The organism is Pseudomonas sp. PS02288, from assembly GCF_029959715.1.
GTDB classification, from domain to species: Bacteria; Pseudomonadota; Gammaproteobacteria; order Pseudomonadales; family Pseudomonadaceae; genus Pseudomonas_O; species Pseudomonas_O kuykendallii.
This window is the reverse complement of record NZ_JASCPA010000037.1, coordinates 21,913-47,331: the sequence shown is the minus strand read 5'-3', so window position 1 is coordinate 47,331 and position 25,419 is coordinate 21,913. Positions and strand designations below refer to the sequence as shown.

Here is a 25,419-nt window from a genome sequence, read left to right as displayed (position 1 = left end):
ATCAACGCCTGGTTCGAGCGCCACCTCGACGGCCTTTTCGAGCGCGCGGTGCCGGCACCGCGCGATGCTCCGCTGCGCGGCGCCATGCTCCGCGACCTGAAGAACTTCGAGGGTAACGCCCAGGCCATCCGCCTCGCGGTGCGCCTGCTGCGCCTCAACCTGACCTACACGCAGACCGCCGGGTTGCTCAAGTACGTGCGCCCGGCCAGCCAGCCGAAACCCGAGCGCGGCAGCCCCGGGGCCTATCTGAACAAGAAGCCCGGCTATTACCTCTCGGAAAGCGACTACATCGACGCCCAGTGCGCCGCGCTGGCGATGCCGCCCGGCACGCGTCATCCGCTCACCTACATCATGGAAGCGGCGGACGACATCTCCTACTGCCTGGCGGACATCGAGGACTCGGTGGAGAAAGGCATCCTCGATATCGATCGGCTGGCCCAGATGCTGACCGAGAAGTTCGCCAGCCTGAGCGACGCCGAGGCGAGCATTCCCGGTGCACGCAAACCGTTCCGCGCGGTGGTGGACTACGCCCTGCAACGCGCCCACCGGGAGACGGTGAACAAGACCGGGGAGTTCTTCATCTGGCTGCGCGTGGGAATGACCCACCCGCTGGTCAAGCACGCCGCCGCGCAGTTCATCGAGCATATCGAGGACGTCTACCACGGGCGACTCGACCGGGCGCTCATGGAGGATGGCGGCATTCACCAGGCGATGGTGGACACCTTCAAGGAGGTCGCCCGCGAGAAGGTGTTCAGCCACCGCGAGGTGGAAACCCTGGAACTGCAGGGCTTTCGCATCCTTCAGGGACTGCTGGATTTCTATGCGCCGCTGATGGCGGAATCCGGAGCGTCGTTCCGCGCCCTTGCCGAGGGCAGCTCAAGCAAACCGCTGCACCTGCGGCTGCTGATCAAACGCCTGGCCGATACCGACATCAAGGCCTACCTCGAAGCGTTACGGCAACTGCCCGAGGGTGACGACCCGACGCTCTGGGAGTTCTACCACCGCTGCCGGCTGCTGCAGGACTTCGTCAGCGGCCTGACCGACCAGTCGGCCCACGACGAATACCGCACCCTCTCCGCGCTGTGAAATCGCCGTACAGCGTCTCCCGCGCGCCTGCCGCCCATGGATCGCGTGCGAGAAATCGCGATGGCAGGGCCTTCGCGCTAAATAATTGAAGAAAAAACAATTTTTTCTCAGCCACGCGGTTGACAGCTTTTCTTTGGACTGTAGAATGCGCACCCACAGACGCGGGATGGAGCAGTCTGGTAGCTCGTCGGGCTCATAACCCGAAGGTCGTCGGTTCAAATCCGGCTCCCGCAACCACTCTTGTCGGCACGCTCGAAACGAGCGAATCGACAAAACAAAAAGGCCTGCAGCGATGCAGGCCTTTTTGTTTTCCCCTGGAAAAATCCCGGCGCTCGCCGACGCTTCCGGCGCCCTCCTCGCCGACTACACCGCGATGCCGCCCGATGATCCGGATGACCGGAACACCGTCGGCCGAACCGTCGCAGGCTGAAAAACTCGAAAGGACATGCCCGGCACTTCGCCCGCATTCCAGAGAGAAGAAGCCATCATGACAGCGCCCGAAGAAAAATCCGTCGAAGGTCTGCGCCACGCCTTCGAGCCCTTCAGGACGGAAATCGTCTCCAACGGAACCGATATCGAACTGCAGGTCTACGACCCCGCCAACATCGACCCGTGCATCGTGGTTTTCCCGCAGAGCCGGATCGACAGCGAAGAAGGCTTCGACCAGATCGTGGCCGAGGTGCGCGAACGCCTGGCAGAATCGACGGCGCGGGCGAAGGAACTGTCCCGGGCGAAAGACCAGTAACGGCGTCGCCCAAGGCTGCACGCATGCCTCGATAGCGACATGCGCGGCCGACGCCGCATCGGGCGTCAGCGAATCAGCTCGAACGGGTATTCGATCACCAGGTAGATGCGGTCGATGTCCCGTCCCGCCTGGGCCGCATTCGCCCGGTGGCTGACGTAGGTGAAGTGCAGCAGCGTGCCCGCTGCCTGGCCCGAGGCGACGCGGTAGGCCAGGTCGAGGTCGCGTTCCCAGTGCTTGCCGCCCCTGCCCTGCGTCGGCACCTGTTGTTGGAGTTGCGCGTCGAAGCGGGTGTAGGCGCCGTCCAGCGGGGCGTGCGTGCCGTCGATATCGCTGCCCCGAACGTAGCGCGCCATGAAGGTCAGGCCGGGCAACAGCGTGGCCAGGTCGAGGTCGTAGCGCGCCTGCAGCGAGCGTTCGTTGGGCCCGTTGAAGTCGGTGTACTTGATCGCGTTGGCGAGGTAGATGGAGTCGCCGCCGACGAAATCGAACGGCGTATCGCCGTGGATCTTCTGGTAGCCGAGCGCGAAGGCCTGGGCGCCCAGGGTCAGTTTACCGAACAGGCTCCAGGCCAGGGTGTCGATGGCGCCGGCCTTGGCGCTGCCGGTGTCGCGGGTGCGATAGGCATCCAGCGACCAGCTGAAGGATCGCCCGGCGGCGAAGTTGGTGCGCTGGTGCAGGTTGGCATAGAGCTGATTCCAGGTGTCGCTGAGCGAGCCGGCATAGAGCGCGCCGCCCCAGGGCTCGCTGCCTGGCGACTGGATTCCGGCGAAGCTGATCGACGAGCCGCGGGTGCTGGCGCCGTAGCCGTCGAAATCGCTGTCCGAGCTCGTTTCGTTCTGGTTCCTGAAGGCATGGAAACGCCCCGCCGACCAGTCGTAGCCCTGCACCGCCCCCTGCAACAGCGCACCGCTGGCGTACTCCGGCTGCAGGCGCTTGTCGGCCGTATCGAAAACCGGCGTTTCCACCTCCATCTCGCCCACGCTCAGGCGTATGTCGGCGGCACGCAGCTTGAGCGCCAGGCCGGCATCCGAGTAATCCGTCGCCGCCCGCCCCTCGTCGTCCACCGGCAGCAGCCCGGTGCCGGAGCGCCCGCGCCCGCTGTCCAGGCGAAACCCGGCGAACCCGTGGGCATCCACGCCGACGCCGACCACGCCGGGGGTGAAGGCGGACTCGAAGAGCGCGATGAATCCCTGCGCCCACTCGCGGTTGTCGGCGCCGAGCGCACCGTGGTTGTCGGTATCGAGGTAGAAGTTGCGGCCGAGCACCTGCAGACGGGTTCCGTCCGTATCGCCACCGGCATGCGCCGGGCTCATGCAGCACAGCCAGAAGAGGGGTGGAAAAACCAGTCGAATGGAGAGCATGGCGCGGTCATCTGCGGGATCGGGCTGGCCACTCTTGCAGACTTCCCGCGGCCTGAATTGTACGCCCGTGCCGCTGCGTGACCGGCCGTGCGGCCGCCTCGCCGGCGGTTCCGCCCTTAACCTTAATTAACAATACGCAACTCGTTCTCGCCAGCCCCTCGCTTGAGAATCGCTATCACCTGCTCCGCCCAAACGGTGTAGCGGCAGCCGTGCCAGCCTCTGGCGTACAACCGCTCGAACGGGTATCGCGATGAACAGAACCCTGCACACGACTCTCGCCCATGGCGAAACGCTCACCGACCACCCGCTGCCCGGCATCGGCGGCCTGGCACCCTGGCAGGAACGGATCGCCAAGGAGCTGATCCTCGCTCACCTCGATGCCGGGATCACCGTCACTCGGCTGGCCGAGGCCTGCGCGCTGTCGCGCAGCCACTTCACCCGCAAATTCAAGGAAAGCACCCGCCAGTCGCCCCACGACTGGCTGCGTCATCAACGGGTGGAGAAGGCGAAGACGCTGCTGCTGAAGTCGGACCTGACGCTCACCGCGATCAGCATGGAATGCGGCTTCTTCGATCAGGCGCATTTCTGCCGGGTGTTCGTGCGCATGGTCGGCTCTACGCCGCTGGCCTGGAAACGCCATGGCGCCCTGGCCTTGCAGCAGATCGCCCAGATCACCCATCGCCTGCGCGCCTGAGCGTGCCGCCGCATGGCTCAGGACGGCGCGCCGGCGAGCTTCTCGCGCAGATAGATCCGCAGGCACAGCGACATCAGGTAGCGCGCCGCCGCGCCATAGGCCTCCACCGAGATCAGCGACTTCGCCAGCAGCCGGGAAAGGCTTGCCGACGCCCGCGGCTCGTCCATCGAGGCCGCGCACGCCAGTTCGGCGAGCGTCACGCCATCATCCAGCGCCGCCAGCGCCAACAGGCAGCCGCGCTCCTCGTCGTCCAGCAGGGCGAAGCTCCAGTCCAGCGAGGCGCGCAGGGTCTGCTGCCGGGCCGGCGCGGTACGTCGGCCGAGGGCGTCGAGGTAGGCGGGGCCGTCCAGCCAGGCGAGAACACCGACGCAGCCCTGCGCATCGACCTGCGCCGCCGCCAGCTCGAGCGCCAGCGGCATGCCGCCCAGGCGCCGGCATATTTCGCAGATGCGCCGGACGTCCGCGGCCTGCAGGACGAAATCCGCCTGACGCGCCTTGGCCCGGCGAACGAACAGGCGGAACGCCGGATAGCGCAGCGCCTCGCGCACACCGAGGCGGCTGCGTGCCGGTGGCACCTCCAGCGCGGCCAGTGGCTGGACGTACTCGCCCTCGGTGCGCAGCGACTCGCGGCTGGTGGTGATGATCGAAACCGCCGGCCCCGCGCGAAGCAGGTCCTCGGCAAGACGGGCGCAGCCGTCGATCAGGTGCTCGCAGTTGTCCAATACCAGCAACATCTGCCGCTCGCGGAGGAATTCGGCGATCCGCGCCAGCGGCTCACCCTCGCCGGTCTCGAGGCCCAGCTCGGTGGCGACCTTCGATGGCAGTTGCTCCGCCGCCTCCAGCGTCGACAGGTCGATGAAGCGCACGCCGTCGCGGAAGCGTCCGAGCGATTGCTGGGCGACGCGCAGCGCCACCGTGGTCTTGCCGACCCCGCCGGGACCGACGATGGAGATCAGCCGGCGCGAAGCGACCTTGCGCTGCATCTCCTCGATCAGCGGGTCGCGGCCTTCGATGCGGGTCAGGCGCACCGGCAGTTCGCTGCGAAAGGGCAACAGCTGCACGCCGCCGTTGTTCACCTGCTCGACGTAAGCGACGAAGCTGTAGCCGCGCTGGCGCACGTTGGCGATGTAGTGGCGCGCTTCCGGGCAGGTTCCCAGCGCGCGACGCAGCGCGGAGATGTGCACGCGAAGGTTGATTTCCTCGACGAAGGTGCGCGGCCAGACGCGGGAGATGATCGCCTCCTTGCTGACGATCTTGCCGGCGCTTTCCACCAGCACCAGGAGAATGTCCAGCGCCCGCCCACCGATGCGCAGCGGGCGATCGCCATCGAGCAGCAGACGCCGCTGCGGATAGAGTACGAAGCGGCCGAAGCGCAGGCCCTTCTCCTCGGGGGACATATTGAAATCGTGCATGGCCAGTGGGCGCTGTGGCCCGGCCAGGCTCGCCTTGTTTCACTGCTGTAAAGCGTGCCCTGCCGACGCGGCGCGCTCCTCCTTTCTCTGCGATGGCCGTATTTTCCCAACTCTGGCCGACAAGCAAACGGCGGCGAGGGAAGCGGAACTGCCAACTGAGTGCGCGAAACTGCCAAACCGGATGCGACGCCGGCGATGGCCAGCAAAGCGCCATTAGCCGAACTGGTAGCGGTACTGCACCGGCGTCAGCCCGAGGCGTTCGTTGAACAGGCAGCGCATGTGCCGGGTGCTGCCGAAACCGCTCCTGAAGGCGACCGTCTTCAGCGGCAGGTCACTGGTCTCCAGCAGGTTTCTCGCGCAGTCGATACGCGCGCTGAGGACGAATTCCATGGGCGTCATGTTCACCTCGCGGGCGAAAACCCGGGCGAAATTGCGCGCGCCCATGTTCGCCAGGCCGGCCATGCGCTCGACGCTGAACGGCTCCTGGATGTGCTCGACGACGTACTGCTGAACCAGCGCGACGGGCGAGGAATTCGGCAGCGCTTCCGGCAGCTGCGGGCTGAACTGCGCCTGACCGCCCTGGCGCTTCATCACCACCAGCAGCACCTTGGCGACATCCAGGGCGAGCTTCCTGCCATGGTCGTCGGTGAGGATCGACAGCGCCAGGTCGATGCCCGCGGTCACGCCGCCGGAGCTAAGCAGCCCGCCGTCGGCGATGAAGATCTTGTCGGTCTCGACCCGCGCCCGCGGGAAGCGCCGCGCCAGTCGCTCCAGATAATGCCAGTGGGTGGTCACCCGCTGATCGTCGAGCAAACCCGCCTCGCCGAGGATGAAGGCGCCGGTGCAGATTGCCCCGTAGCGCCTCGAGGCGCGTGCGGCGCCGGCCAGCCAGGCACAGAGTTCGCCGTGCACGCCGCCGTAGGCACCCGGCCCGCCGGGCACCAGCAACACGTCGTAGCCGCCGCTCGCCTGTTCGCCGGGCACTTCCGCCTGCACGACGATGCCGTTGGAGCAGCGCACCGCGCGATCACCGAAGGCGATGGTGGAGATCCGGTAGCAGTCGCCCGGTTTCAGAAAACGGTTGGCGATGGAGAACACCTCGATGGGCCCCGCCACATCGAGCATCAGCATATCGGGGAACAGCACGATCCCGACCGTCTTCGTCATAAACCCGCCAACCTGGCAACAATCATGGCCGCCATTATCCGAGCCCGGCGGCAGGATTGACAGGCGAGGCGGTGTTGCCGAGCAGCCCCACTAAAGAGGGGTACGAGGTTTGCCCCATGGGCGCCGGCGCCCGCGATCAGTCGCCGGCGGCGCTCATGAACTGCACGATCTGCTGGCGCAGCCAGCGTTCGGCGGGGTCCTGGTCCTGGGCGGCGCGCCAGACCATGGTCAGCTTGGACGGCACGATCTCGAACGGGGGCTCCTCCTCGCGCAGGCCGCCACCGAGGACCAGTGCCTCGGCCGCGTAATCCGGCACCGTGGCGATCAGGTCCGAGCCCCTGAGCAGGGCGCCGAGACCGACGAAGTGCGGCACCGCCAGCGATACTTTGCGGCAGCGCCCCAGGCGCGCGAGGTCCTGGTCGATGTTGCCGCACAGGTCGCCGGACATCGACACCAGCGCGTGCGGCCGCGCGCAGTAGTCGTCCAGCGTGAGCGGCGGCGTGCCGTCGTCGGCGCGCAGCACCCGTGCGCGAATGTTGCGCAAGGTGCGGCACTTGGCGTTGGCCGGCAGTTGCGTGGTGTAGCTGATGCCGATGGAAATCTCGCCGGTGGACAGCAGGCCGGGCAGCAACAGGAAGTTGGCGGCGCGCACCACCATCACGCAACCCGGCGCCGCCTGGCGCAGGTGGGCGAGCAATTGCGGCAGCAGCCCGCATTCGACGTCGTCGGACATGCCGATGCGGAATACCGCGTCGCTGCTTTCCGGGGCGAAGTCGCGGACCTCGCTGATCGCCTGGGACACGCCGTCCAGCGCGCTCGGCAGGCGGCGGAAGATTTCCAGCGCGCGCGGCGTCGGCTCCATCTCGCGGCCATTGCGAACGAACAGCGGATCGTTGAAGAAATCCCGCAGACGCAGCAGCGACGCGCTGATCGCCGGCTGGCCGAGGAACAGCTTTTCCGCGGTGCGCGTGAGGTTGCGTTCGTGCATCAGGCTTTCGAACACCACCAGCAGCTGCAAGTCCACCTTGCGCAGATCGTTACGGTTCATCGCGGCCTCCCTTTGCCCGCATGGCGACAGGCGCCGATCATGGCGCAGCCCCGAGCAGGTGGCGAATTTTCACCGCCACGCCGTCGCGCTGGTACTGCCGCGCGTTCTGCTCGATGCGCTGCTCGGCCACGGTCACCCGGCCATGGTGGCGCAGGTGTTCCAGCCAGGAGGCGTCGAAGAAGAATTCCTGCCACACCTGCGGACGCTCGCTGTCCTGCAGCAGCCCCCAGGACAGCGCGCCGTTGCGCCGGCGCATCGCGCGTACCGCCAGCATCGCCTCGCCGAAGGCGGCGGCATGCTCCAGCGGGATGTCGTACTCCAGGGTGACCATCACCGGGCCGCGCTCGCGGTCCAGCGTGTCGTCGAGAACCGGCGCCGGCCAGTGCAGCGACGGCGCGAGGTCGTCCGAGGCGGTGACCGGCAGGCGGAAACGCCAGGACGCCAGGATGCCCAGCAGCAACAGGCTGCCGCCGCCCGCCAGTGCCACCGCCAGCGATGCCCTGCTGGCCAGCGAGCCCCACAGCAGGCTGCCCGCCGCGCTGCAGCCGAAGAACACCAGGATGTACACCGCCAGCGCACGCGCCCGCACCCAGCTCGGCACGGAGGTCTGCGCGGCCACCTGCAGGCTCGACAGCACGGCGATCCAGGCCGCGCCGCTGATCAGCATCACCGGGATCAGCAGGGCGAACTCGCGGATGAACGCCAGGCAGAACAGCACACCGGCATACAGCGCGCTGGCCCCGACGACGATCAGGTCGCCGCGCAGGCGCTGGCGCAGCCTAGGCAGCAGCACCGCGCCGCCGACCGCGCCGATGCCGACGCAGCCCAGCAGGATGCCGAAATCGGCTGCGGTGCCTTTCAGCTCGCTGCGCACCAGCAGCGGCAACAGCGCCATGCCCGCGCTGGCGCCGACGAAGAACGCCATGGTGCGCACCAGCACCGCCTGCAACGGCCGGGCGCTGCGCGCGTAGCGGATGCCCAGGCGTACCGCGCCGAACAGCCGCTCGGCAGGCAGGATGCTCGGCGTCGGCGTGCGCTTCCAGGCATACAGCGCGCCGATCACGGCGAAGAACGAAAGCGCATTGAGGGCGAAGGTCAGCCAGGGGCCGCTGAGGCTGACCAGCACCCCGGCGACGGCCGGACCGATGGCCCGCGCCACGTTCATTCCCAGGCTCGACAGCGCCACCGCCGCCGGCAGTTCGTCCTTGCCCACCAGTTCCGGCGTGAGCGCCGACCAGGCCGGCATCATCAGCGCGGTGCCGATGCCCATCGCCAGGGTCAGCACCAGCAGCAACGGCACGTTCATCAGGCCGAGCAGGGTCAGGCTGGCGAGCAGAACCGCCACGCCGGCCATCCACAGCTGCACGCCGAGCAGGTAGCGGCGCTTGTCGACGATGTCCGCCAGCGCGCCGGCCGGCAGCGCGAGGAAGAACATCGGCAAGGCGCCGGCGACCTGCACCAACGCTACCGCCAGCGGGCTGGCCGAGAGCGAGGTCATCAGCCAGCCGGCGCCGACCTCGTGCATCCAGGTGCCGATGTTCGACGCGATGCTGGCCAGCCACAACCAGCGGAACACGCCGGTGCGCAGCGGGCTCCAGGGGCTGGCGGAGGTCGATTTGATGGCGCTATCCATGGAGGCTCTCGTAAGAAAAACGATCAATTCGATAAAAAATAGGCCGAGTGTGGGAAATGCCGCCCGGCCCACCCCAAGGCGCCTTTCGTAGGGTGGACAACGCCTTTTTTGTCCACCTTTGCAGCAGTGAATTGGTGGATGAAAAGAGCGTCATCCACCCTACGACTGCCTTGCACAGCTCCGCAGTCCGCTAGAACGAGAAGCACGAGCAGCCGAACGCGCCCCAGAAGCCGGCGAAGTCGCTCACCGGCACGTTCGCCGTGCGCACCTTGTCGTGGCCGTGGGCGTGCACCGCGCAAGGGCCGGCGCACTGGTGCACCTGGGCCTGCAATGGCGACGCCGGACGCCAATGGCCGGGCACCTTGACCACCGGCGACCAGTCCGGCATCACCGGCAGCGGCGCAATGCCGTGCCCGTCGAACTCACCGGCGCCGTATACGACCTTGCCGCCGACCACGGTGAGCAGCGACTCGATGTGCTTGATGGCCTCCTCCTCGACCGAGAAGAAGTCCTGCGACAGCACGGCGACGTCCGCCAGCTGGCCGACCTTGATCTGCCCCTTCTTGCCCTGCTCCGACGAGAACCAGGCGCTGCCCTGGGTGAACAGCTGCAACGCGGTCTCGCGCGGCAGGCCTTCCTCGTACAGCGCCAGGCCGCCGACGGTGCGGCCGCTGACCAGCCAGTAGAGCGAGGTCCAGGGGTTGTAGCTGGAGACGCGGGTGGCGTCGGTGCCGGCGCCCACCGGCAGCCCCTCGGCGAGCATGCGCTTGATCGGCGGCGTGCTCTGCGCCGCCTGCGTGCCGTAGCGGTCGACGAAGTACTCGCCCTGGAACGCCATGCGGTCCTGGATGGCGATACCACCGCCGAGCGCCTTCACCCGCTCGATGTTCTGCGGGGTGATGGTCTCGGCGTGGTCGAAGAACCACGGCAGGCCGTTGAACGGGATATCGCGGTTGACCTTCTCGAACACGTCGAGCATGCGCGAGATGGATTCGTTGTAGGTGGCGTGCAGGCGGAACGGCCAGCGCTGCTCGACCAGGTGGCGCACCACCGGCTCCAGATCGGCCTCCATGCCCGGCGGCAGGTCCGGCCGCGGCTCGAGGAAGTCCTCGAAGTCGGCGGCGGAGAACACCAGCATTTCGCCGGCGCCGTTGTGCCGCAGCATGTCGTCGCCCTGGTGCAGCGTGACGCTGCCGGTCCAGTTCTTGAAGTCGGTCAGCTCTTCCTTGGGCTTCTGGGTGAACAGGTTGTAGGCGATGCGCACGGTCAACTGGTCCTCGCGGGCCAGTTGCTCGATCACCGCGTAGTCGTCCGGGTAGTTCTGGAAACCGCCGCCGGCGTCGATGGCGCTGGTCAGGCCGAGGCGATTGAGCTCGCGCATGAACTGCCGGGTCGAGTTGACCTGGTATTCCAGCGGCAACTTGGGCCCCTTGGCCAGGGTCGAGTAGAGGATCATCGCGTTCGGCCGGGCGATCAGCATGCCGGTGGGCTCGCCGTTGGCGTCGCGCTGGATCTCGCCACCGGGCGGGTTCGGCGTGTCCCTGGTGTAGCCGACGACCTTCAGCGCCGCGCGGTTGAGCAAGGCGCGGTCGTACAGGTGGAGGATGAACACCGGGGTATCCGGCGCCGCCTGGTTCAGTTCGGCCAGGGTCGGCATGCGCTTCTCGGCGAACTGGAATTCGTTCCAGCCGCCCACCACCCTCACCCACTGTGGCGCGGGCGTGCGGTCGGCCTGGTCCTTGAGCATGCGCAGCGCATCGGCCAGCGAGGGCACGCCTTCCCAGCGCAGCTCCAGGTTGTAGTTCAGGCCGCCACGGATGAGGTGCAGGTGCGAGTCGTTGAGGCCGGGAATGGCGGTGCGCTTGCGCAGGTCGATGACCTTCGTGCCCGCGCCCTTGGTGGCCATGGCTTCGGCGTCGCTGCCGACCGCGATGAAGCGGCCGTCCTTGATCGCCACGGCCGTGGCCTGCGGCCGTTCACGATCGACGGTGTGGAATTTGCCGTTGAACAGGATCAGATCGGCGTTGTTCATGCTCGCTCCGAATGCGTAGCCGGCTCGTCCGGCGAAAGGTAGGGCGGACCAGAGGGCGCCGGCCGCGCCCAGCAGGCTGCCGGCGGCGACGATCTGGCGGCGTTTGGGGTCCTTCGGATCGGACGTCATGCGGCCTTCCCCCAAATCAGCCGGCGAGGAACGCCAGCAGGTCCTCGTTGAGGCGCTGCGTATGGGTCACGGCGAAACCGTGCGGCGCGCCCGGATACACCTTCAGCTCCGCGCCCTTGATCAGCTGCGCGGCGACCTTGCCGGTGGTCTCGAACGGCACGATGGCGTCGCCGTCGCCATGGATCACCAGGGTAGGCACGTCGACCTTGGCCAGGTCGGCGCGGAAATCGGTTTCCGAGAACGCGGTGACGCAATCCACGGTGCCCTTCAGCGAGGCCAGCAGCGCGATGTTCAGAGTCTGGGTGAGCACGCCGTCGGAGACCTTCTGGCCCTTGTCGATGCCGTAGAACGGCGTGGCGAAATCGGCGATGAACTGCGCGCGGTCCTTGAGCAGCCCGTCGCGGATCCCGGCGAACACCGACGGGTCGACGCCCTGCGGATAATCCGCCGTCCTGCCGAAGATCGGCGTCACCGCGCCGAGCAGCGCCAGCTTGGCCACCCGCGAGGTACCGTGGCGACCGATGTAGCGGCTGACGTCGCCGCCGCCCATGGAGAAGCCCACCAGGGTCACGTCGCGCAGGTCGAGGTGCTCGATCAACGCGGCGATGTCGTCGGCGAAGGTGTCGTAGTCGTAACCTTCCCACGGCTGGCTGGAACGACCGAAGCCGCGGCGGTCAAAGGCGATGGTGCGGTAGCCGCGGCTGCTCAGGTACTCCATCTGGTATTCCCACATGTCGGCGTCCAGCGGCCAGCCGTGGCTGAACAGCACGGGCTTGCCGCTGCCCCAGTCCTTGTAATAGATCTCGGTGCCGTCGCGGGTAGTGAATGTGCTCATGGTGGGTTCCTCTCTGTTGTGTTTGATGACACGAGGGTGGCCGTCAGCGCGGCCGGATCAGCGTGCGTTGAGCCAGCCGGCGCAACAGCGGCTGACGTAGGGCATGATCAGGTAGACCACGGGCACGACGATGCACAGGGTCACCAGCATGTTGCTCGGCACCACGCCGGCGAGCGCCGGGTAGCGCTGCCACAGCGGTTGCCAGAGCGGCGGAATCAGCATCGTCAGCGGGCAGATCACCAGGTAGGTGAGCACCGCCTGCTTCCACTTCGGCGGCTGGCGCACGTCCGGGTGCGGCGGGGTGAACCAGAATTCGGCATCGGCGTGCACTTCCGGGTGATCGCCATCCTCCAGCAGCGGCAGCACTTCCTCGATCAGCAGGCGCCGCCGGTCCGAGGCGATCCAGTCGTTGAGCTGCCAGGCCTCGGCGAAACGGATCACCGTGGTGAAGGACCCCTCCTCGCTTTGCGGGCGAATGACGTTCACCCCCAGATGGCCGCTCTGCTCCTTGGCCGCCGCCACCGCGCGCTTGAGCCAGGCCTCGTAACCGGGCCGTTGCCCCGGACGCACCTTGTGCTGGATGACCAGGGTGACGACATCGTTGAGATCGACGCCGCTCATGGGGAGTGGCCTCCTGCCAGGGAATCCGCGCGGCGCTGCCGGCGAGCGAAGTGTGCGTCCAGCGAATGACGCCCCGGCCCGGCCACCGCGAGGCTGAAGAAGATCGCGACTAGCAGCCAGCCGAACTGGCCCTGCTCCAGCGTCCACTCGGGATGCACGAAGAGCAGCGCGACCAGCAGCAGGAAGATCACCGGCAGGCAGGCCAGACGGGTGAACCAGCCCACCGCGATGAGCAGCGGGCAAAGCACCTCGGCGGCGATCGCGGCCAGCAGCGTGGGGTAGACGCCGAGGTGCAGCGGGTCCTCGATGGTGAGCAGCGAGGCGCGGAAATTCAGCGCCTTGGGCAGGCCGTGCACCGCCAGCAACAGGAAAGCACCGCAGAGGCGCAGGCAAAGCAGACCGAGGTCGGGCCGGGGTGGCCAAGGCATGCGGTTCACGAGCGCCTCTCCTGCAAGTAATGAAGGGCGTGGCCGGCATACGGCCACTGTTGCCCGCCACGGGCGGATGAGCCCGGACGAGGGTTTCCACTATGCGCAGGGCGACGGACCCGCGATTGGACGGATGTGCTGTATTGAGCGCATCAGGAAGGGTGAAACGGCGCGGCGCGGGGAAACAGGGCGGACCATTGTCAACCGATGAGGGACAATGATTCCATTTTCAGATCGTTAATTAGATCGCTAAAGGACAGTAGTATCTCCTCCATCGCAGCGCGGAAGTGAGCTTCGGCGCCGCCTCAACCGAGGAGAATCATCATGCTGGCAATCCGCAAATCCACCGACCGTGGCCGCGCCAACCATGGCTGGCTGCAGTCCTTCCACACCTTTTCGTTCGCCAACTACCGCGACCCGCGCGAGCAGGGTTTCTCCGACTTGCTGGTGATCAACGACGACACCGTGGCGCCCGCCCGCGGCTTCGGCCAGCACCCGCACCGCGACATGGAGATCTTCTCCTACGTGCTGGAAGGTGAGCTGGAGCATCAGGACAGCCTCGGCACCGGTTCGGTGATCCGCCCGGGGGACGTGCAACTGATGAGGGCCGGCACCGGCGTGAGCCACAGCGAATACAACCATTCGGCGGCCGACCCGGTGCACTTCCTGCAAATCTGGATCGTGCCGGACCGGCGTGGCGCGCAACCGCGCTACCAGCAGCAGCATTTCGACGAGGCCAGCAAACGCGGCCAACTGCGGCTGATCATCTCGCCGGACGGCGACGCCGGTTCGCTGCAGGTGCGCCAGAACGCGCGGGTCTACGCCGGGCTGTTCGACGGCGATGAGCAGGCACGCCTGACCCTGGACGAAGACCGCTACGCCTACGTTCACGTAGCGCGCGGCAGCGTCGAGCTCAACGGCGTGCAACTGCAGCAGGGTGACGGTGTACGGCTGCGCGACACCCGCGAGCTGACCCTGAGCCACGGCGAAGGCGCCGAGGTTCTGGTCTTCGATCTGCGTGCCCAGGAACTGCCGCAGATGCCATGACCGGTTTCATCCAAATACCCGAAGCGCGCCTCCTGGCGCGCTTTCGGCTGCGCGCGATTCGGCGCGGGGTGGGATCAGGGCTGGCCGGGACGCGCCTCGTGGCCCATCGGCGTGCTCTCGACGTCGGCCTCCTCGAAGTCCGGGCTATGCACCTCGGAATCCATCGGCATGTGGGCGTAACGCGCCACGTCCGGCGTCGCGGCCGGCGGCTGCTGCTCGAGCAGGCGCTTGGCTTCGCAGCGTCCGGTCAGGCCACGGACGAGCGCCGCACCGCCCAGCGCCATCGCCAGCAAACCGCCCAGCCCACCGCGCCGCGCGCCTTTGCCAAGCAACACCAGCCCGGCCGCCAGCGAGGCGCCGCGTTCCCAGCCGTGGACGTTCTGTTCAGCGGTCTTGTCGAAGAGTCGGTTCATGGGGTTCTCGCTTATGGGGAGTCGCTACAACTGACCGCTCGATCGCTCCCGCTGTTCACACGAGGCGACCACATGGCCCGCGCATGCTGGTTGGCGCGGCGAAGCTCTCGGGTTTCCGCGCCGTTCAGCGGGCCATGCCGTAGCCGATGTGGAAAGGCTCCATCAGCTTCTGGTTGGGCCGCTTGGTGGAGATCAGGTTGGCCGTGTGCAGCAGTTGCGGCACCAGCTCGGCCAGGGCCTTTTCCAGGCTCCAGAACGCGGTGGATACCGAGATGTTGAGCGCCGCCACCGGCCGCCCGCGCACATCGAACAGCGGCACCGCCAGGGCCAGATCGCCGAGGTAGAACTCCTCGATGCTGTAGGCAAACCCGCTCTCGCGCGCCGCGGCGATCATCGCCAGCAGCGCGTCGATGTCGGTCACGGTGTTGGGCGTCAGCCGCGGCCGCTCGGAGGCCTCGAGAATCTCCAGCACCCGTTCGTCCTCCAGCCCGGACAGGTAGGCGCGGCCGGCAGAGGTGCAGTAGATCGGCAGCTGGCGCCCCACCGGCATGTGCACGATGCTGCGCTGCGGACTGGGAAAGCGGCCGATGTAGACCATGTTCAGGCCGTCAGGCTCGGCCAGGTTGACGGTTTCGCCGGTGACCCGGTTGAGGTCCAGCAGGTAGGGATTGGCGCGCTCCAGCAACAGGTTGGACTGCAGGTAGCGGTAGCCGACGTTGAGCGCCTTGGGCGACAGCGAGAAGCGCTTGCTCTGGGCGTCCTTCTTCAGCAGCCCGAGGGCTTCGAGGGTGTAGGCGAAACGTTGCGCGGCACTGCGCGAGATGCCCACCGTCTGCGCGATCTCCGGCAGGTTCATCGAAGCATGTTCAGCATCGAACGCGTCCAGAACGGCCAGCCCGGAGGCCAGCGACTGCACGAATAGCGACGAATCCTCTCGGCTCATGGTCATTCCCGCGAAATGAAAAAGGTCGACGCCTGCATCGAGGCGTGTGGCAAGCATACTTAAGAATATCGCTATGCGATATTCATCGATTGTTAAACGATCCCAAACTATTGAATGTCCGCCTGGCGCACACCGATACTCCGGTCATGGGTTCAGTACCGGATGGACGTATCGAATGCACGCAGATGGGTTGAACAGGATCGCCGTGATCGGCGCCGGGATCGTGGGTCTGTGCACCGCGCATTACCTGCGCAAGGCCGGCCACGCCGTGGTGGTGATCGATCCGCAGGACGCCGGCGCCGGCTGCTCGTCGGGCAATGCCGGCTCGCTGGCTTCCGGCGCAGTGGCTCCGCTGGCGATGCCCGGCATCCTGCGCAGCGCGCCGGGCATGCTGATGGATCGCCGCGGTCCGCTGTACGTGCCGGCAGACTACCTGCTGCGGGTCGCGCCCTGGATGACGCGCTTCGTGCTCGCCGCGCGGCCCGATCGGGTGGCACGCATCGCCGAGGCGCTGCACCAGTTGATCGGAGATGCGGTGGCCTGCCACCGCGCGCTGGCAGCGGAGATCGGCCATCCCGAGCTGATCGTCGACAGCGGGCAGATCCACCTTTACCCAAACGCCGAGGCGATGGACAAGGACGCCGCCGGCTGGGCACTCAAACGCGAGCACGGCCTGCGCCTCGAACGCATCGATGCGGCGCGTATCCACGCGATGGAGCCCGCCGTGGGCGCGGAGTACCGCGTCGGCTACTACCTGCCCGAGCAGCCCTGGGTCGCCAATCCGCAGCGCTACGCCACGGCCCTCGCCGATCTCCTGAAAGCTCGCGGCGTGGAATTCGTCCGCACCTCGATCAGGCGCCTGCAGGCGCAGGAGACTGGCTGGCGGCTCCACGGCGACGGAGCCTCCTACGCGGCGCGCCAGGTGGTACTCGCCGCCGGTGCCTGGTCCGCCGAACTGCTCGCCACGCTGAACCTGAAGGTGCCGCTGGAATCGCAGCGCGGCTATCACCTGAAGCTCCTCCGGCCGGGGGTTTCGCTCTCCCGGATCGTCGTGCTCGCCGACCGCAAGGTGTTCATCACGCCGATGGAGGACGGCCTGCGGGTCGCCGGCACGGTGGAATTCGGCGGCCTGCAACGACTGCCCAGCGAGCGCCGCGCCGCGCTGCTGGCCGAGCATGCCGAAGCCGGCCTGCCCGGCCTGGACACCCGCGAGCGGGAATCCTGGATGGGCCACAGGCCCTGCCTGCCCGATTCGCTGCCGGTGATCGGCCCGGTGCCCGGCCACGGCGGCCTGTGGTGCGCCTTCGGTCACGGGCACCTCGGCCTGACCGGGTCCGCCCCCACCGGCCGGTTGATCGCCGCGGCGATCGGCGACCCTGCCCAGGCCCGACGCCTGGCGCCGTTTTCGCTGTCGCGCTTCCACGGCGCGGCATCCAGACCTTCCACTCACGCACGATGAGGAACACACATGAGCATTACCCGTCACGATAGCGGCGCTCGCATGAGCCGCGCGGTCGTCCACAACGGCACCGTCTACCTGGCCGGGGTGATCGCCACCGACCGTAGCGGCGACATCCGCGCGCAGACCGCCGACGTGCTGGCGCGCCTGGACGGTTTCCTGACCGACGCCGGGACCGACAAGAGCCGCCTGCTCAGCGCACAGATCTGGCTGAAGGACATCGACAGGGACTTCGCCGGGATGAACGAAGTCTGGGATGCCTGGGTCGCAGCTGACGCCGCACCGGCCCGTGCCACCTGCCAGGCGCGCCTGGCAAGCCCCGACCTGCTGGTGGAGATCATTGTCACCGCCGCCCTGTGACCCGTGATCCGCCGGCCACAAGGCGGACGCCACCCCTATCGATGCTGCCGTTCTCAATCAGGAGCTACGCCCGAATGAATGCCTTGCTGAAATATGCGGCCTGCGCCGCCCTCGCCGTTCCCGCGCTGATCGGTACCGTCCAGGCGGACACGCTCAAGGTGGGCGCGACACCCACCGCGGTGCCCTTCAACTACCTCGACACGCAGAGCAACAGCCTGCAGGGCGTGATGATCGACATCGCCCAGGCGCTCGGCCAGAAACTGGGTTTCACCCCCGAGCTGCAGGCGATCCCCTTCGCCGGCCTGGTGCCATCGCTGCAGACGCAGAAGATCGACCTGATCAGCTCCGCCTTCGCGATCAACCCGGCGCGCACCAAGGTCGTCGACTTCTCCGACGAACTCTTCGCCTACAGCGAGGAGGTGGTGTACCGCGGCGACGGCACCTACAAGAGCGCGGCGGACTTCGCGGGCAAGGTGGTCGGCGTGCAGACCGGCACGGTGATGGTGGAGCCGATGCAGGCGGCCAAGGGCCTCAAGGAACTGCGCATGTACGAAAGCATGTCCGACATGATCCGCGAAGTGGCCCTCGGCCGCCTCGACGCGGCTATCGGAGACGGCCCGGTGATGCGCTACACGGTCAAGCAGTCCGGCGCCAAAGACCTGCACGTCGCCGAGGATTATCAGAAGCAGATCCGCATCGCCATCGGCATCGCCGTGCGCAAGGGCAACGCCGACCTCCTCGCCCGGGTGAACAAGGGCATCGCCGAGCTCAAGGCCGACGGCACCCTCGACGGCATCCTGAAGAAGTGGGAAATCACCCCGTGATCCGCTAGTCCGGCGCCCGCAACGGGCGCCGCAGCAAAGGAGTTACGCCATGTTCGATGGCTTTTTTAGCGATGCCCTGCGCTTCCTGCCGATTCTGCTGCAAGGCGTGTGGATGACCATCGCCATCACCCTGTGCGCGCTGGCGTTCGCCTCGCTGCTGGGGCTGGTCTGGGCGTTCCTGCGGGTTTCCGGCGTGCCGATCCTGGCGGGCGGCTCGAAGACCATCACCAACCTGATCCGCGGCGTTCCGATCATCGTCATCCTGTTCTACCTGTACTTCGTGATGCCGGAAATGGGCGTGCAACTGAGCGCCTTCCAGGCCGGTTTCATCGGCCTCGGCCTGGCCTATTCGGCCTACATGGCGGAAGTCTTCCGCTCGGGTATCGAGGCGGTGGACGCCGGGCAACTCGAGGCGGCCAATTCGCTGGGCATGTCGCGCACGCTGATGATGCGCCGGGTGGTGCTGCCGCAGGCGTTCAAGATTGCCCTGCCGCCCTACAGCAACAACATGATCCTGCTGCTCAAGGATTCCTCGCAGACCTCGATCATCACCGTGGTGGAGCTGTCCATGCAGGGCAAGCTGATCGCCGCTTCCTCCTTCCAGAGCGCTACGGTGTTCACCCTGGTGGCCCTGATGTATCTCTGCCTGAGCCTGCCGTTGATGGGCCTGGCCAGTCTGCTCGAGCGCAAGTACAAGCGAGGTACGCGATGATCGTCATCGACAGCGTCACCAAATCCTTCGGCAGCCAGAAGGTGCTGCACGGCGTCAGCGCCACCATCGAGCGCGGCGAAGTGGTCTGTCTGATCGGCCCCTCCGGCTCGGGCAAATCCACCGTGCTGCGCTGCATCAACGGCCTGGAAAGCTACGACGGCGGCACCATCAGCATCGACGGCGTGAAGGTCGACAACAGTGCCAGGAGCATTCGTGAAATCCGCCGCAGCGTCAGCATGGTGTTCCAGCGCTTCAACCTGTTCCCCCACCGCACGGTGCTGGAGAACGTCATCGAAGGGCCGATCTACGTCAACCACGTCAAGCGCGACGTCGCGCTCGGACGCGGCCGCGAGCTGCTCGACAGGGTCGGCCTGGCGGCCAAGCACGATGCCTATCCCACGGAGCTGTCCGGCGGCCAGCAGCAGCGCGTGGCCATCGCCCGCGCGCTGGCGATGGAGCCCAAGGCGATCCTCTTCGACGAACCGACCTCGGCGCTCGATCCGGAGCTGGTCGGCGAAGTGCTCGGGGTGATGAAGTCGCTGGCGCAGGAAGGCCTGACGATGATCGTAGTGACCCACGAGATGGGTTTCGCCCGCGCCGTCTCCGATCGCACCCTGTTCCTCGAGAAAGGCATGATCGTCGCCCAGGGCACCTCTCGTGAAATTCTCAGCAATCCGACCAACGAGCGGATGCAGGATTTCCTCCGACGGGTTTCCCACGAGTGACGCCGGCAGTGGCCGCTTACGAAAAGCCCACCTTCAGGTGGGCTTTTCTTTGCTTAGAGATCGAGCGAAGTGCTCAGCGCCTGGGGCGCGGCGTCGCCCACCCACCAGCGCAGGAGGGCGTCGATGCGCGTGCCGGGGGCGGCGCTCAGGCGATTGCGCAGCGGGCAGCCGGGCTGGCCGGCGGGGAGTTCGCCGCGCTGATGGCTGCGGGTGGTGCCGGCGGCACCCGTTGCATCGACTTCCAGTTCGAAGCGCAACGGCCCGCCGAGGTCGGGGAAGCACAGTTCGAGTTCGGCGTGGCCCGGCGGCAGCGGCTGCAGACGCAGCTGCGGCGCGTCCGTCGCCGCCGCCAGCGCGGCGCAGCCCAGCAGCACCGCCGCGCAGTAGCCGCGCACCGTCAGTGCTGGACGATGCTGGCGACGTTGCCGTCGCCGGTCTGGGTGATCCGCGCGGTCTGCGGCGTGAAGGTGTCGAAGCCGCCGGACTGGCTGATGCTGGCCTGGTTGGTCGATCCGGTCTGGACGATGCTGGCGAGGTTGCCGATCCCCGCGCTGTCCAGGCTGGCGATGTTGGCGTCGCCGGTCTGGTCGATGCTGACCACGTAGTCGTCGCCGTCGACGACCAAGCTGGCGCTGTTGTCGTTGCCCACCGAAGAGCCGCTGGCGCTGCCGTTGCGGCCGCTCTGGTCGACGAACAGGCTGTTGCCGTCACCCTCCTGAGCGAACTCCAGGGCGTTGAACTTGAACTGGACGTTCGCCTCCATCTGGTTGCCGTCGCCGGTCTGGCTCAGCATCGCCCGGGGATTCTCCAGGCCGCCCTGGGTCAGGGCCAGCACGTTGTCGTTACCGTTCTGGCTGAGGCTGGCCGAACCGGAGAAATCCTGGTTCACCGACACCGCGTTGTTGTCGCCTACCTGATAGACCGTCGCCGAGGTGCCGATACCGCTCTGCACCGATTGCAGGCTGTTACCGGTTCCGCTGGCGCTCGCCTGGAGCCAGTTGCCGGCGCCGTCCTGCTGCACGTCGGCGGTGTTGGTGGCGCCGCTCTGGCTGACGGTCACGGTGTTGCCGATCAGCACGTCGAAGTTCACCGACTCCTGGCGCAGCGTGGCGCTGTTGGCGTAGCCGTCCTGGCTCAGGCCCACGGCGTTGCTCTCGCCGCCGAGCTGATAGACCGCGCCGTAGTTGCCGGCGCCGCTCTGGTCGATGGTCGCCTGGCTGTCGTAGGCGTTCTGCTCGCTGATGGCGGTATGCCCGGAGCCGCTTTGGGTGATGTCGCTACTCAGGCGTACGCCGCTCTGGGTCTGGGTGGCCTGGTGATCGGGGCCGGTCTGATCCAGCGTGGCCTGGTTGTCGGTGCCGTACTGGTCGAGTACCGCGCTGCCGGCGGCGAACACGCAGGGTGCCGAGAAAACCAGGGCCAGGGCAGTGAAGGGTATGAGCGCGCGCATGTCGATTCTCCGTTTTGTCGTTGTGACGTCCGTGCCGGTCAGCGGTACTGGCGGACCTGCATGTTCTGGTGATTGCCGAACTGGGTGATGCTGCTTCTGAAGCCATCGCCGACCTGCTCGATGCGCGCGTCGTTGTACGCGCCGAGCTGGCGGATCACGGCCTGGTTGTCGTAGCCCTGCTGGTCGATGCGCGCGCGATTGGCGTAGCCGGTCTGGATGATCTGCGCGGAAAGCTCGCCGCCATCCTGGGCGATGGCGGCTTCCTGGGCGGCGCCGGTCTGGCGGATGAGGGCGACGAGGCGCTCGCCGGTCTGCCCGATGGCGGCGCGGTTGGTCAGGCCGATCTGCTGGATGCGCGCGGTACTGGCGGCGACGCGGGACAGTTCGCTGCCGGACGCCAGGTCGGCGTTGTCCAGCAGGTCGGCGGCGCCGGCGTCGATGCCGCCCAGTGCCAGCGCCAGCGCTCCACACATGCCCCGCCATCGACTCATACCGCACCTGAACCAGGAGCCCGAACGGCGCAATTCTTCGCTCTTTCGGCACCTGGCGGGTATCGCCCCATCGGCTGAAAAAACGCCCCACGAAAGCCCCCGCAGGGATTAATCCTCCGTGGCCTTCGCCACGCTCGGCCGGCCCGGCGTGGCATCCAGGTATTTCGCCAGCGAACTGCCGGCGATCGCGCTGGCGTCCGCCGCCCGCCATAGCCGCCGTTCGATGCCTTGCGCGATCAGGTTGACCACCGCCGATTCGATCGCCGAGAGCACGCAGAGCTGCGCCGGCTCGTTGGTGGTGTAGCCGGATTCGGCCTCGAGCAGCTTCTTGAACTCGATGAACTTGAACACCCCGGCCTGGCGTCCGACCGAATAGATGGTCTTGGACGTCATCACGTTGGCCAGCACGCGCCCGCTGCGGGTATCGATGGCGCGCAGGTTCACCGTCACCTGATCGACCCGGTATTCCTCGGAAATCCCGATCCCCAGGTAACGCGCACCCTCCCCGCCGCTGCGCACGTTGGTGTCGTAGGCGACGATGCCGCCTTCGAGCAGCAGGTTGGCGGCCTGCAGCGACGGCAGCGTCTGCTCGAGGTTTTCCGGCAGGTCCGGCTTGTTCTGCGTGGCGCGGATGATCTTGCGCTCGGTGAGCAGGTTCTGCAGGCCCTCGCGCTCCAGCACGATGAACCAGCCGCTGGTTTGCAGCGCGTCCACCAGCATGCTGCCGGCGCCCTGGGTCACCGCCGTGGAGAAGGAGCTGGAGGGATTCGGCTTGTACTGCCCGGACTGGTCGCGGAAGCCATATACCGCCGCCACCAGCGGGCCCTTCGGCGGCGGCAGCGCGAGCAGGTCGTAGTAGGTCGAGGCGCGCGGGGTCAGGGTCGGCGCCGCATGCTGCTCGGCGGGCATCGGGTCGTGAACCGAGCAGCCCTGGAACAGGCCGGCGCACAGCAGGAGGACGAGCGCATGGGGTTTCATGGATGAGGTCTCGCGCGGGCTGATCACGGGGCGTTGAAGCCGCTGATGGAAATTTCCGAAATCTCGCCGGTGGCGCGATCGGTGATCTGCACGGTCAGGGTGCCGGAGTCGTCGACGATGTTGACGATGAACTGGTCGGTGGACAGGGTGCCGGAACTGCCGTCGTTGACGTTCGCCAGCACCTGCGAGAGCAACCGCGACTCCAGCTGGCTGGTGAAACGCTCCAGCGCCGAAAGACGGGTTCCGCCGGAGATGTCCGGGTCCTTGTAGCGGTCCTGGGCGGTCGCGTTGTTCAGCAGGTAGGTGCCGTTCAGCGGGCTGCCGCCGAAGGACGGGTTGACCGGCGTATAGACCAGTTCCGTGGCCTGGGCGCCGCCGGCCAGCGCCGCCAGCAGGCCAAGGCGAAGATGCCAGGTGCAGCGATGGCGCGTCATAGCTCGTCCCTCTCCATGTCGGTGTTGTCTTGCAGCAAATCCTCGAGTCGCCGGCGCGCGATGGCCTCGACGACCTGATCGGCCGCCCCGTAGGCCGAATCCGTCACCTGCGAAGCGTTCGGTTGCAGAAACTGGCGGTAGAGCACGCGCTGGTCCTGCTCGACCCAGATCAGGCTGCCCCAGCGCGCCGACGGCCGCTCGCGCACCACCAGGTTGAAGTCCATCTCGCTGGCGTCAGCCAGGCGGTCGCTGAAGGCGCGGTAGAAGTCATGGCCGAAGCGCGAAATGGTGCTGTCGATGACCAGCCCCTGGATCAGATCCTCACTGGCAGCGGCCCCGGCGACGGGCGCCAGCGCCAGCCAGGCCAGCAGCGTCCAGCGCCTCACGGCGACTCCGGCGAGCCGGCATGGAAACGCAGGGCGGCCTCGGCGCGATTGGCCGACCCGGTCTTGCGCAGCAGGTTGTGCATGTGGCTCTTCACCGTGTGCGGGCTCAGGCACAGGGCGCGGCCGATGGCGGCGTTGGACAGGCCACGGCCGACCAGGCAGAGGATTTCGCGTTCGCGCAGGGTGAGCATGTCGCTGGACGGGCGTTGCAGTGCCCGCAGGCGTTGCACCAGGTAGGCCATCAGCGGCCGCGACAGCCAGTCCTGGCCGGCGAGCAGCACGTCGATGCCGCGCAGCAGCTGTTCGCGGCTGGTCTGCGGGGAGAACACGCCGCGGATGCCGGGATAGCGCGCGACCCAGGTCAGCGCCAGTTCCGGCGGGGCGTTGATCAGCGCGATGGGGGCCTGCGCGGGCAGCCGCTCGACGCCTTCGGCGAGGCGCTCCGGGCACAAACTGCCGATGTCCAGCAGGCGCAGCGCCGAGGGCTCGGCGAGGCGAGACAGGTCGGCCACCTGCAGCTCGATGGCCGAGCGCTGCTCGAGGAAATGCTTGAACAACTCGCCGAGCAGCGGGTTGGTGGTGATCAGGCGAACCGTGACCGGTAGCGCCGTCGACCTTTCTCTCCCGACTTCCATGTGACCAGTCCTTCGCGGGCCGTACCTAGATCGAGAAAGTAGCCCGTAACCAATCAGTTACAAGGACTAACGGACCAATAGCAGAAAAACCGACAAAAATTCGTCACCCTGCCCGAACCGTCAGTTTTTCCCCGCTCGGGCCATGCAGCGCTTCCAGCGCTCGTCGACCCGCTGGGCGAACCAGGCGGTGGTCAGGGTGCGGGTGATCTTCGGGCTTTCCAGGGTAATGCCCGGCAGCACCGCGCGCGGCAGCGCCTTGCCGGCCTTGGCGTCGGCCAGGGCGAAGACGCGCTGGTAAAGCTCGGTGTCCTCGAAATCGAGGCTGTCGCCATGGTTCAGCGCGCGCCGAATGTCGCCGTCGCTCATCTCCAGGCGCTTGCCCAGGGTGCGCACCGCGCGCTCGGTCTGCCCGGCCAGCGGCGAGTTGGGCAGCAGCAGGTCGCCGTCCAGCGCCAGCTTGATCCCGGTCAGCCGGCTGACTGCGCTCTGGAACGCGGCGTTGCGGCTGGCATACCAGCCGGCGTTGAAGTCGGCGAAGCGGTAAAGCGGCTGCGGGTAGTTCACCGGATAGCCGAGCAGATGGGCCGTGCCGAAGTACAGCCCGCCGCGGCGGCTGAACACTTCCTGGCGGATCGAGCCGTCGACCGGGTACGGATAGCCCCGCGCGTGCGCCTGGGCGAAGTCGATGCTGACCTGCATCGGCCCGCCGGTGTGCACCGGGTTGAGACCGCCGAACAGCTGCCGCCCCATGGGCACCATGCTGATGAAGTCGTCGAAGATCGCGCTCAGTTCCTTTTCCGTGCGCACCGCCGCGAGGCGCTGGCTGTAGGTCTTTCCGTTCGGCGAGTCGATGCGCAGCGCGGCACTGACGAGGAAACCCGGTACGTGCAGCGAACTGGCGCGGCGGTCGATCTCGGCGCGGGCGATCCTCGCAAGCCCGGCCACCGGCGGGTCCGCCTGGAAGGTGGATTCCTGCTCGGTCACCGCCAGCACCGCGCAGAGGTTTTCGGTGGTGGTGGAAATCTCCTGTGCGGAGAACGCGGTGTAGAGGTCCGCCGCCCAGCCGTTGCGGTCGGCGACGCTGGCCGGCATCAGCCGGACGATCTCCGCGCGCACCACCTCGGCGGCGCGCTCCGGCGGCTCCTGCGGCCGCTGCGTGCCGCAACCGGCGAGCAGCAGCGCGAGGCAGGCGATGAAGGGCAGACACGGGCCGTGACGGACGGCAGCGGTTGTCGGTGAGCGGTACGCCAGGGCGGCGAAGTCGGTGCGCGGAGGATTCATCGGCCATGAATAACCGCATCCGCACTGCCCGGGCAAGCCGCAGCCGTTGGGCGGTCGGCGGCGGATGAAAAAGGACTGTTCGGCCGCCCG

Annotated in this window: 29 protein-coding genes and 1 tRNA gene; 11 read left to right on the top strand and 19 right to left on the bottom strand. The window is 67.3% G+C overall.

Annotated elements, in window-relative coordinates; genetic code table 11:
- The 4 genes from dgt to QMX85_RS15180 form a co-directional block, all read left to right on the top strand.
- The coding region (dgt, locus tag QMX85_RS15195; RefSeq protein WP_282342190.1) for a dGTP triphosphohydrolase at nucleotides 1–1,086 on the top strand (1,086 nt) is incomplete at its 5' end.
- 160 nt (nucleotides 1,087–1,246) lie between these two features.
- Nucleotides 1,247–1,323, top strand: a tRNA-Met gene (locus QMX85_RS15190).
- Nucleotides 1,324–1,378: 55 nt separating this feature from the next.
- On the top strand, nucleotides 1,379–1,516 hold the full coding sequence (locus tag QMX85_RS15185; RefSeq protein WP_282342188.1) for a hypothetical protein: 138 nt from the start codon (nucleotides 1,379–1,381) through the stop codon (nucleotides 1,514–1,516).
- Nucleotides 1,517–1,531: 15 nt separating this feature from the next.
- Entirely contained in the window at nucleotides 1,532–1,831 is a 300-nt protein-coding gene (locus QMX85_RS15180; protein WP_282342186.1) for a hypothetical protein, read from the top strand.
- A gap of 65 nt (nucleotides 1,832–1,896) precedes the next feature.
- Here QMX85_RS15180 and QMX85_RS15175 read toward each other — a convergent pair whose 3' ends face one another.
- A complete protein-coding gene (locus QMX85_RS15175; RefSeq protein WP_282342184.1) occupies nucleotides 1,897–3,144 on the bottom strand; it encodes an OprD family outer membrane porin in 1,248 nt (415 codons plus the stop codon).
- A gap of 298 nt (nucleotides 3,145–3,442) precedes the next feature.
- Between QMX85_RS15175 and QMX85_RS15170 the strand changes: the two genes are divergently transcribed.
- The gene (locus tag QMX85_RS15170) at nucleotides 3,443–3,886 is read left to right on the top strand and encodes an AraC family transcriptional regulator (RefSeq protein WP_090228174.1); all 444 of its coding nucleotides are present in this window, start codon (nucleotides 3,443–3,445) and stop codon (nucleotides 3,884–3,886) included.
- A 17-nt stretch (nucleotides 3,887–3,903) separates the two neighbouring features.
- On the opposite strand, the gene QMX85_RS15165 is transcribed toward QMX85_RS15170, so the two are convergent.
- From QMX85_RS15165 to QMX85_RS15130, 8 genes are all read right to left on the bottom strand, one after another.
- Nucleotides 3,904–5,283 carry a winged helix-turn-helix domain-containing protein gene (locus QMX85_RS15165; RefSeq protein ID WP_282342182.1) on the bottom strand — a complete coding sequence of 460 codons (1,380 nt, stop codon included), beginning with the start codon at nucleotides 5,281–5,283 and terminating at the stop codon, nucleotides 3,904–3,906.
- A 228-nt stretch (nucleotides 5,284–5,511) separates the two neighbouring features.
- The gene (locus QMX85_RS15160; protein WP_282342180.1) at nucleotides 5,512–6,465 is read right to left on the bottom strand and encodes a GlxA family transcriptional regulator; all 954 of its coding nucleotides are present in this window, start codon (nucleotides 6,463–6,465) and stop codon (nucleotides 5,512–5,514) included.
- 136 nt (nucleotides 6,466–6,601) lie between these two features.
- Entirely contained in the window at nucleotides 6,602–7,513 is a 912-nt protein-coding gene (locus tag QMX85_RS15155) for a LysR family transcriptional regulator (RefSeq protein ID WP_282342178.1), read from the bottom strand.
- A gap of 37 nt (nucleotides 7,514–7,550) precedes the next feature.
- Complete coding sequence (locus QMX85_RS15150) at nucleotides 7,551–9,134, bottom strand: MFS transporter (protein ID WP_282342201.1); 1,584 nt, start codon at nucleotides 9,132–9,134, stop codon at nucleotides 7,551–7,553.
- Nucleotides 9,135–9,336: 202 nt separating this feature from the next.
- On the bottom strand, nucleotides 9,337–11,178 hold the full coding sequence (locus QMX85_RS15145) for an amidohydrolase (RefSeq protein WP_282342199.1): 1,842 nt from the start codon (nucleotides 11,176–11,178) through the stop codon (nucleotides 9,337–9,339).
- Between the two features lie 145 nt (nucleotides 11,179–11,323).
- Nucleotides 11,324–12,142 (bottom strand): alpha/beta hydrolase, encoded by an 819-nt coding sequence (locus tag QMX85_RS15140; protein ID WP_282342176.1) that lies wholly within the window; start codon nucleotides 12,140–12,142, stop codon nucleotides 11,324–11,326.
- A gap of 57 nt (nucleotides 12,143–12,199) precedes the next feature.
- A complete protein-coding gene (locus QMX85_RS15135; RefSeq protein WP_282342174.1) occupies nucleotides 12,200–12,763 on the bottom strand; it encodes an antibiotic biosynthesis monooxygenase in 564 nt (187 codons plus the stop codon).
- Nucleotides 12,760–13,191 (bottom strand): DoxX family protein, encoded by a 432-nt coding sequence (locus QMX85_RS15130; protein ID WP_282342197.1) that lies wholly within the window; start codon nucleotides 13,189–13,191, stop codon nucleotides 12,760–12,762. Before QMX85_RS15130 ends, QMX85_RS15135 begins: the two co-directional genes overlap by 4 nt.
- Nucleotides 13,192–13,515: 324 nt before the next feature.
- Here QMX85_RS15130 and QMX85_RS15125 point away from each other — a divergent pair, with 324 nt between their 5' ends.
- Nucleotides 13,516–14,238, top strand: coding sequence for a pirin family protein (locus QMX85_RS15125; RefSeq protein ID WP_282342173.1), 723 nt, complete (start codon nucleotides 13,516–13,518; stop codon nucleotides 14,236–14,238).
- A gap of 74 nt (nucleotides 14,239–14,312) precedes the next feature.
- On the opposite strand, the gene QMX85_RS15120 is transcribed toward QMX85_RS15125, so the two are convergent.
- Both QMX85_RS15120 and QMX85_RS15115 read right to left on the bottom strand, forming a co-directional pair.
- Nucleotides 14,313–14,651, bottom strand: a complete 339-nt coding sequence (locus tag QMX85_RS15120) for a YgaP-like transmembrane domain (RefSeq protein WP_282342171.1) — start codon at nucleotides 14,649–14,651, stop codon at nucleotides 14,313–14,315.
- A 124-nt stretch (nucleotides 14,652–14,775) separates the two neighbouring features.
- Nucleotides 14,776–15,594 carry an IclR family transcriptional regulator gene (locus tag QMX85_RS15115; protein ID WP_282342170.1) on the bottom strand — a complete coding sequence of 273 codons (819 nt, stop codon included), beginning with the start codon at nucleotides 15,592–15,594 and terminating at the stop codon, nucleotides 14,776–14,778.
- Between the two features lie 175 nt (nucleotides 15,595–15,769).
- On the opposite strand from QMX85_RS15115, the gene QMX85_RS15110 reads away from it, so the two are divergent.
- The 5 genes from QMX85_RS15110 (at nucleotide 15,770) to QMX85_RS15090 (ending at nucleotide 19,674) form a co-directional block, all read left to right on the top strand.
- Complete coding sequence (locus tag QMX85_RS15110) at nucleotides 15,770–17,053, top strand: FAD-dependent oxidoreductase (RefSeq protein WP_282342168.1); 1,284 nt, start codon at nucleotides 15,770–15,772, stop codon at nucleotides 17,051–17,053.
- A 9-nt stretch (nucleotides 17,054–17,062) separates the two neighbouring features.
- Nucleotides 17,063–17,413, top strand: coding sequence for a RidA family protein (locus tag QMX85_RS15105; protein WP_282342166.1), 351 nt, complete (start codon nucleotides 17,063–17,065; stop codon nucleotides 17,411–17,413).
- Between the two features lie 74 nt (nucleotides 17,414–17,487).
- Nucleotides 17,488–18,237, top strand: coding sequence for an ABC transporter substrate-binding protein (locus tag QMX85_RS15100; RefSeq protein ID WP_282342165.1), 750 nt, complete (start codon nucleotides 17,488–17,490; stop codon nucleotides 18,235–18,237).
- Between the two features lie 49 nt (nucleotides 18,238–18,286).
- Complete coding sequence (locus tag QMX85_RS15095; RefSeq protein WP_090228213.1) at nucleotides 18,287–18,949, top strand: amino acid ABC transporter permease; 663 nt, start codon at nucleotides 18,287–18,289, stop codon at nucleotides 18,947–18,949.
- On the top strand, nucleotides 18,946–19,674 hold the full coding sequence (locus QMX85_RS15090) for an amino acid ABC transporter ATP-binding protein (RefSeq protein ID WP_282342162.1): 729 nt from the start codon (nucleotides 18,946–18,948) through the stop codon (nucleotides 19,672–19,674). Before QMX85_RS15095 ends, QMX85_RS15090 begins: the two co-directional genes overlap by 4 nt.
- Before the next feature lie 53 nt (nucleotides 19,675–19,727).
- On the opposite strand, the gene QMX85_RS15085 is transcribed toward QMX85_RS15090, so the two are convergent.
- From QMX85_RS15085 to QMX85_RS15050, 8 genes are all read right to left on the bottom strand, one after another.
- Entirely contained in the window at nucleotides 19,728–20,069 is a 342-nt protein-coding gene (locus QMX85_RS15085) for a hypothetical protein (protein WP_282342160.1), read from the bottom strand.
- Between the two features lie 2 nt (nucleotides 20,070–20,071).
- On the bottom strand, nucleotides 20,072–21,124 hold the full coding sequence (locus QMX85_RS15080; protein WP_282342158.1) for a hypothetical protein: 1,053 nt from the start codon (nucleotides 21,122–21,124) through the stop codon (nucleotides 20,072–20,074).
- Nucleotides 21,125–21,162: 38 nt separating this feature from the next.
- Entirely contained in the window at nucleotides 21,163–21,597 is a 435-nt protein-coding gene (locus QMX85_RS15075; protein ID WP_282342195.1) for a curli fiber surface-exposed nucleator CsgB, read from the bottom strand.
- A gap of 126 nt (nucleotides 21,598–21,723) precedes the next feature.
- A complete protein-coding gene (locus QMX85_RS15070; protein WP_282342156.1) occupies nucleotides 21,724–22,593 on the bottom strand; it encodes a CsgG/HfaB family protein in 870 nt (289 codons plus the stop codon).
- Nucleotides 22,594–22,616: 23 nt separating this feature from the next.
- Nucleotides 22,617–23,027, bottom strand: a complete 411-nt coding sequence (locus QMX85_RS15065; protein ID WP_090228228.1) for a curli assembly protein CsgF — start codon at nucleotides 23,025–23,027, stop codon at nucleotides 22,617–22,619.
- Entirely contained in the window at nucleotides 23,024–23,398 is a 375-nt protein-coding gene (gene csgE / locus QMX85_RS15060; protein ID WP_282342192.1) for a curli production assembly/transport protein CsgE, read from the bottom strand. Before csgE ends, QMX85_RS15065 begins: the two co-directional genes overlap by 4 nt.
- A gap of 11 nt (nucleotides 23,399–23,409) precedes the next feature.
- Complete coding sequence (locus tag QMX85_RS15055; protein ID WP_282342152.1) at nucleotides 23,410–24,048, bottom strand: response regulator transcription factor; 639 nt, start codon at nucleotides 24,046–24,048, stop codon at nucleotides 23,410–23,412.
- Between the two features lie 120 nt (nucleotides 24,049–24,168).
- Complete coding sequence (locus QMX85_RS15050) at nucleotides 24,169–25,329, bottom strand: DUF1615 domain-containing protein (protein ID WP_282342149.1); 1,161 nt, start codon at nucleotides 25,327–25,329, stop codon at nucleotides 24,169–24,171.
- Nucleotides 25,330–25,419: the final 90 nt, after the last annotated feature.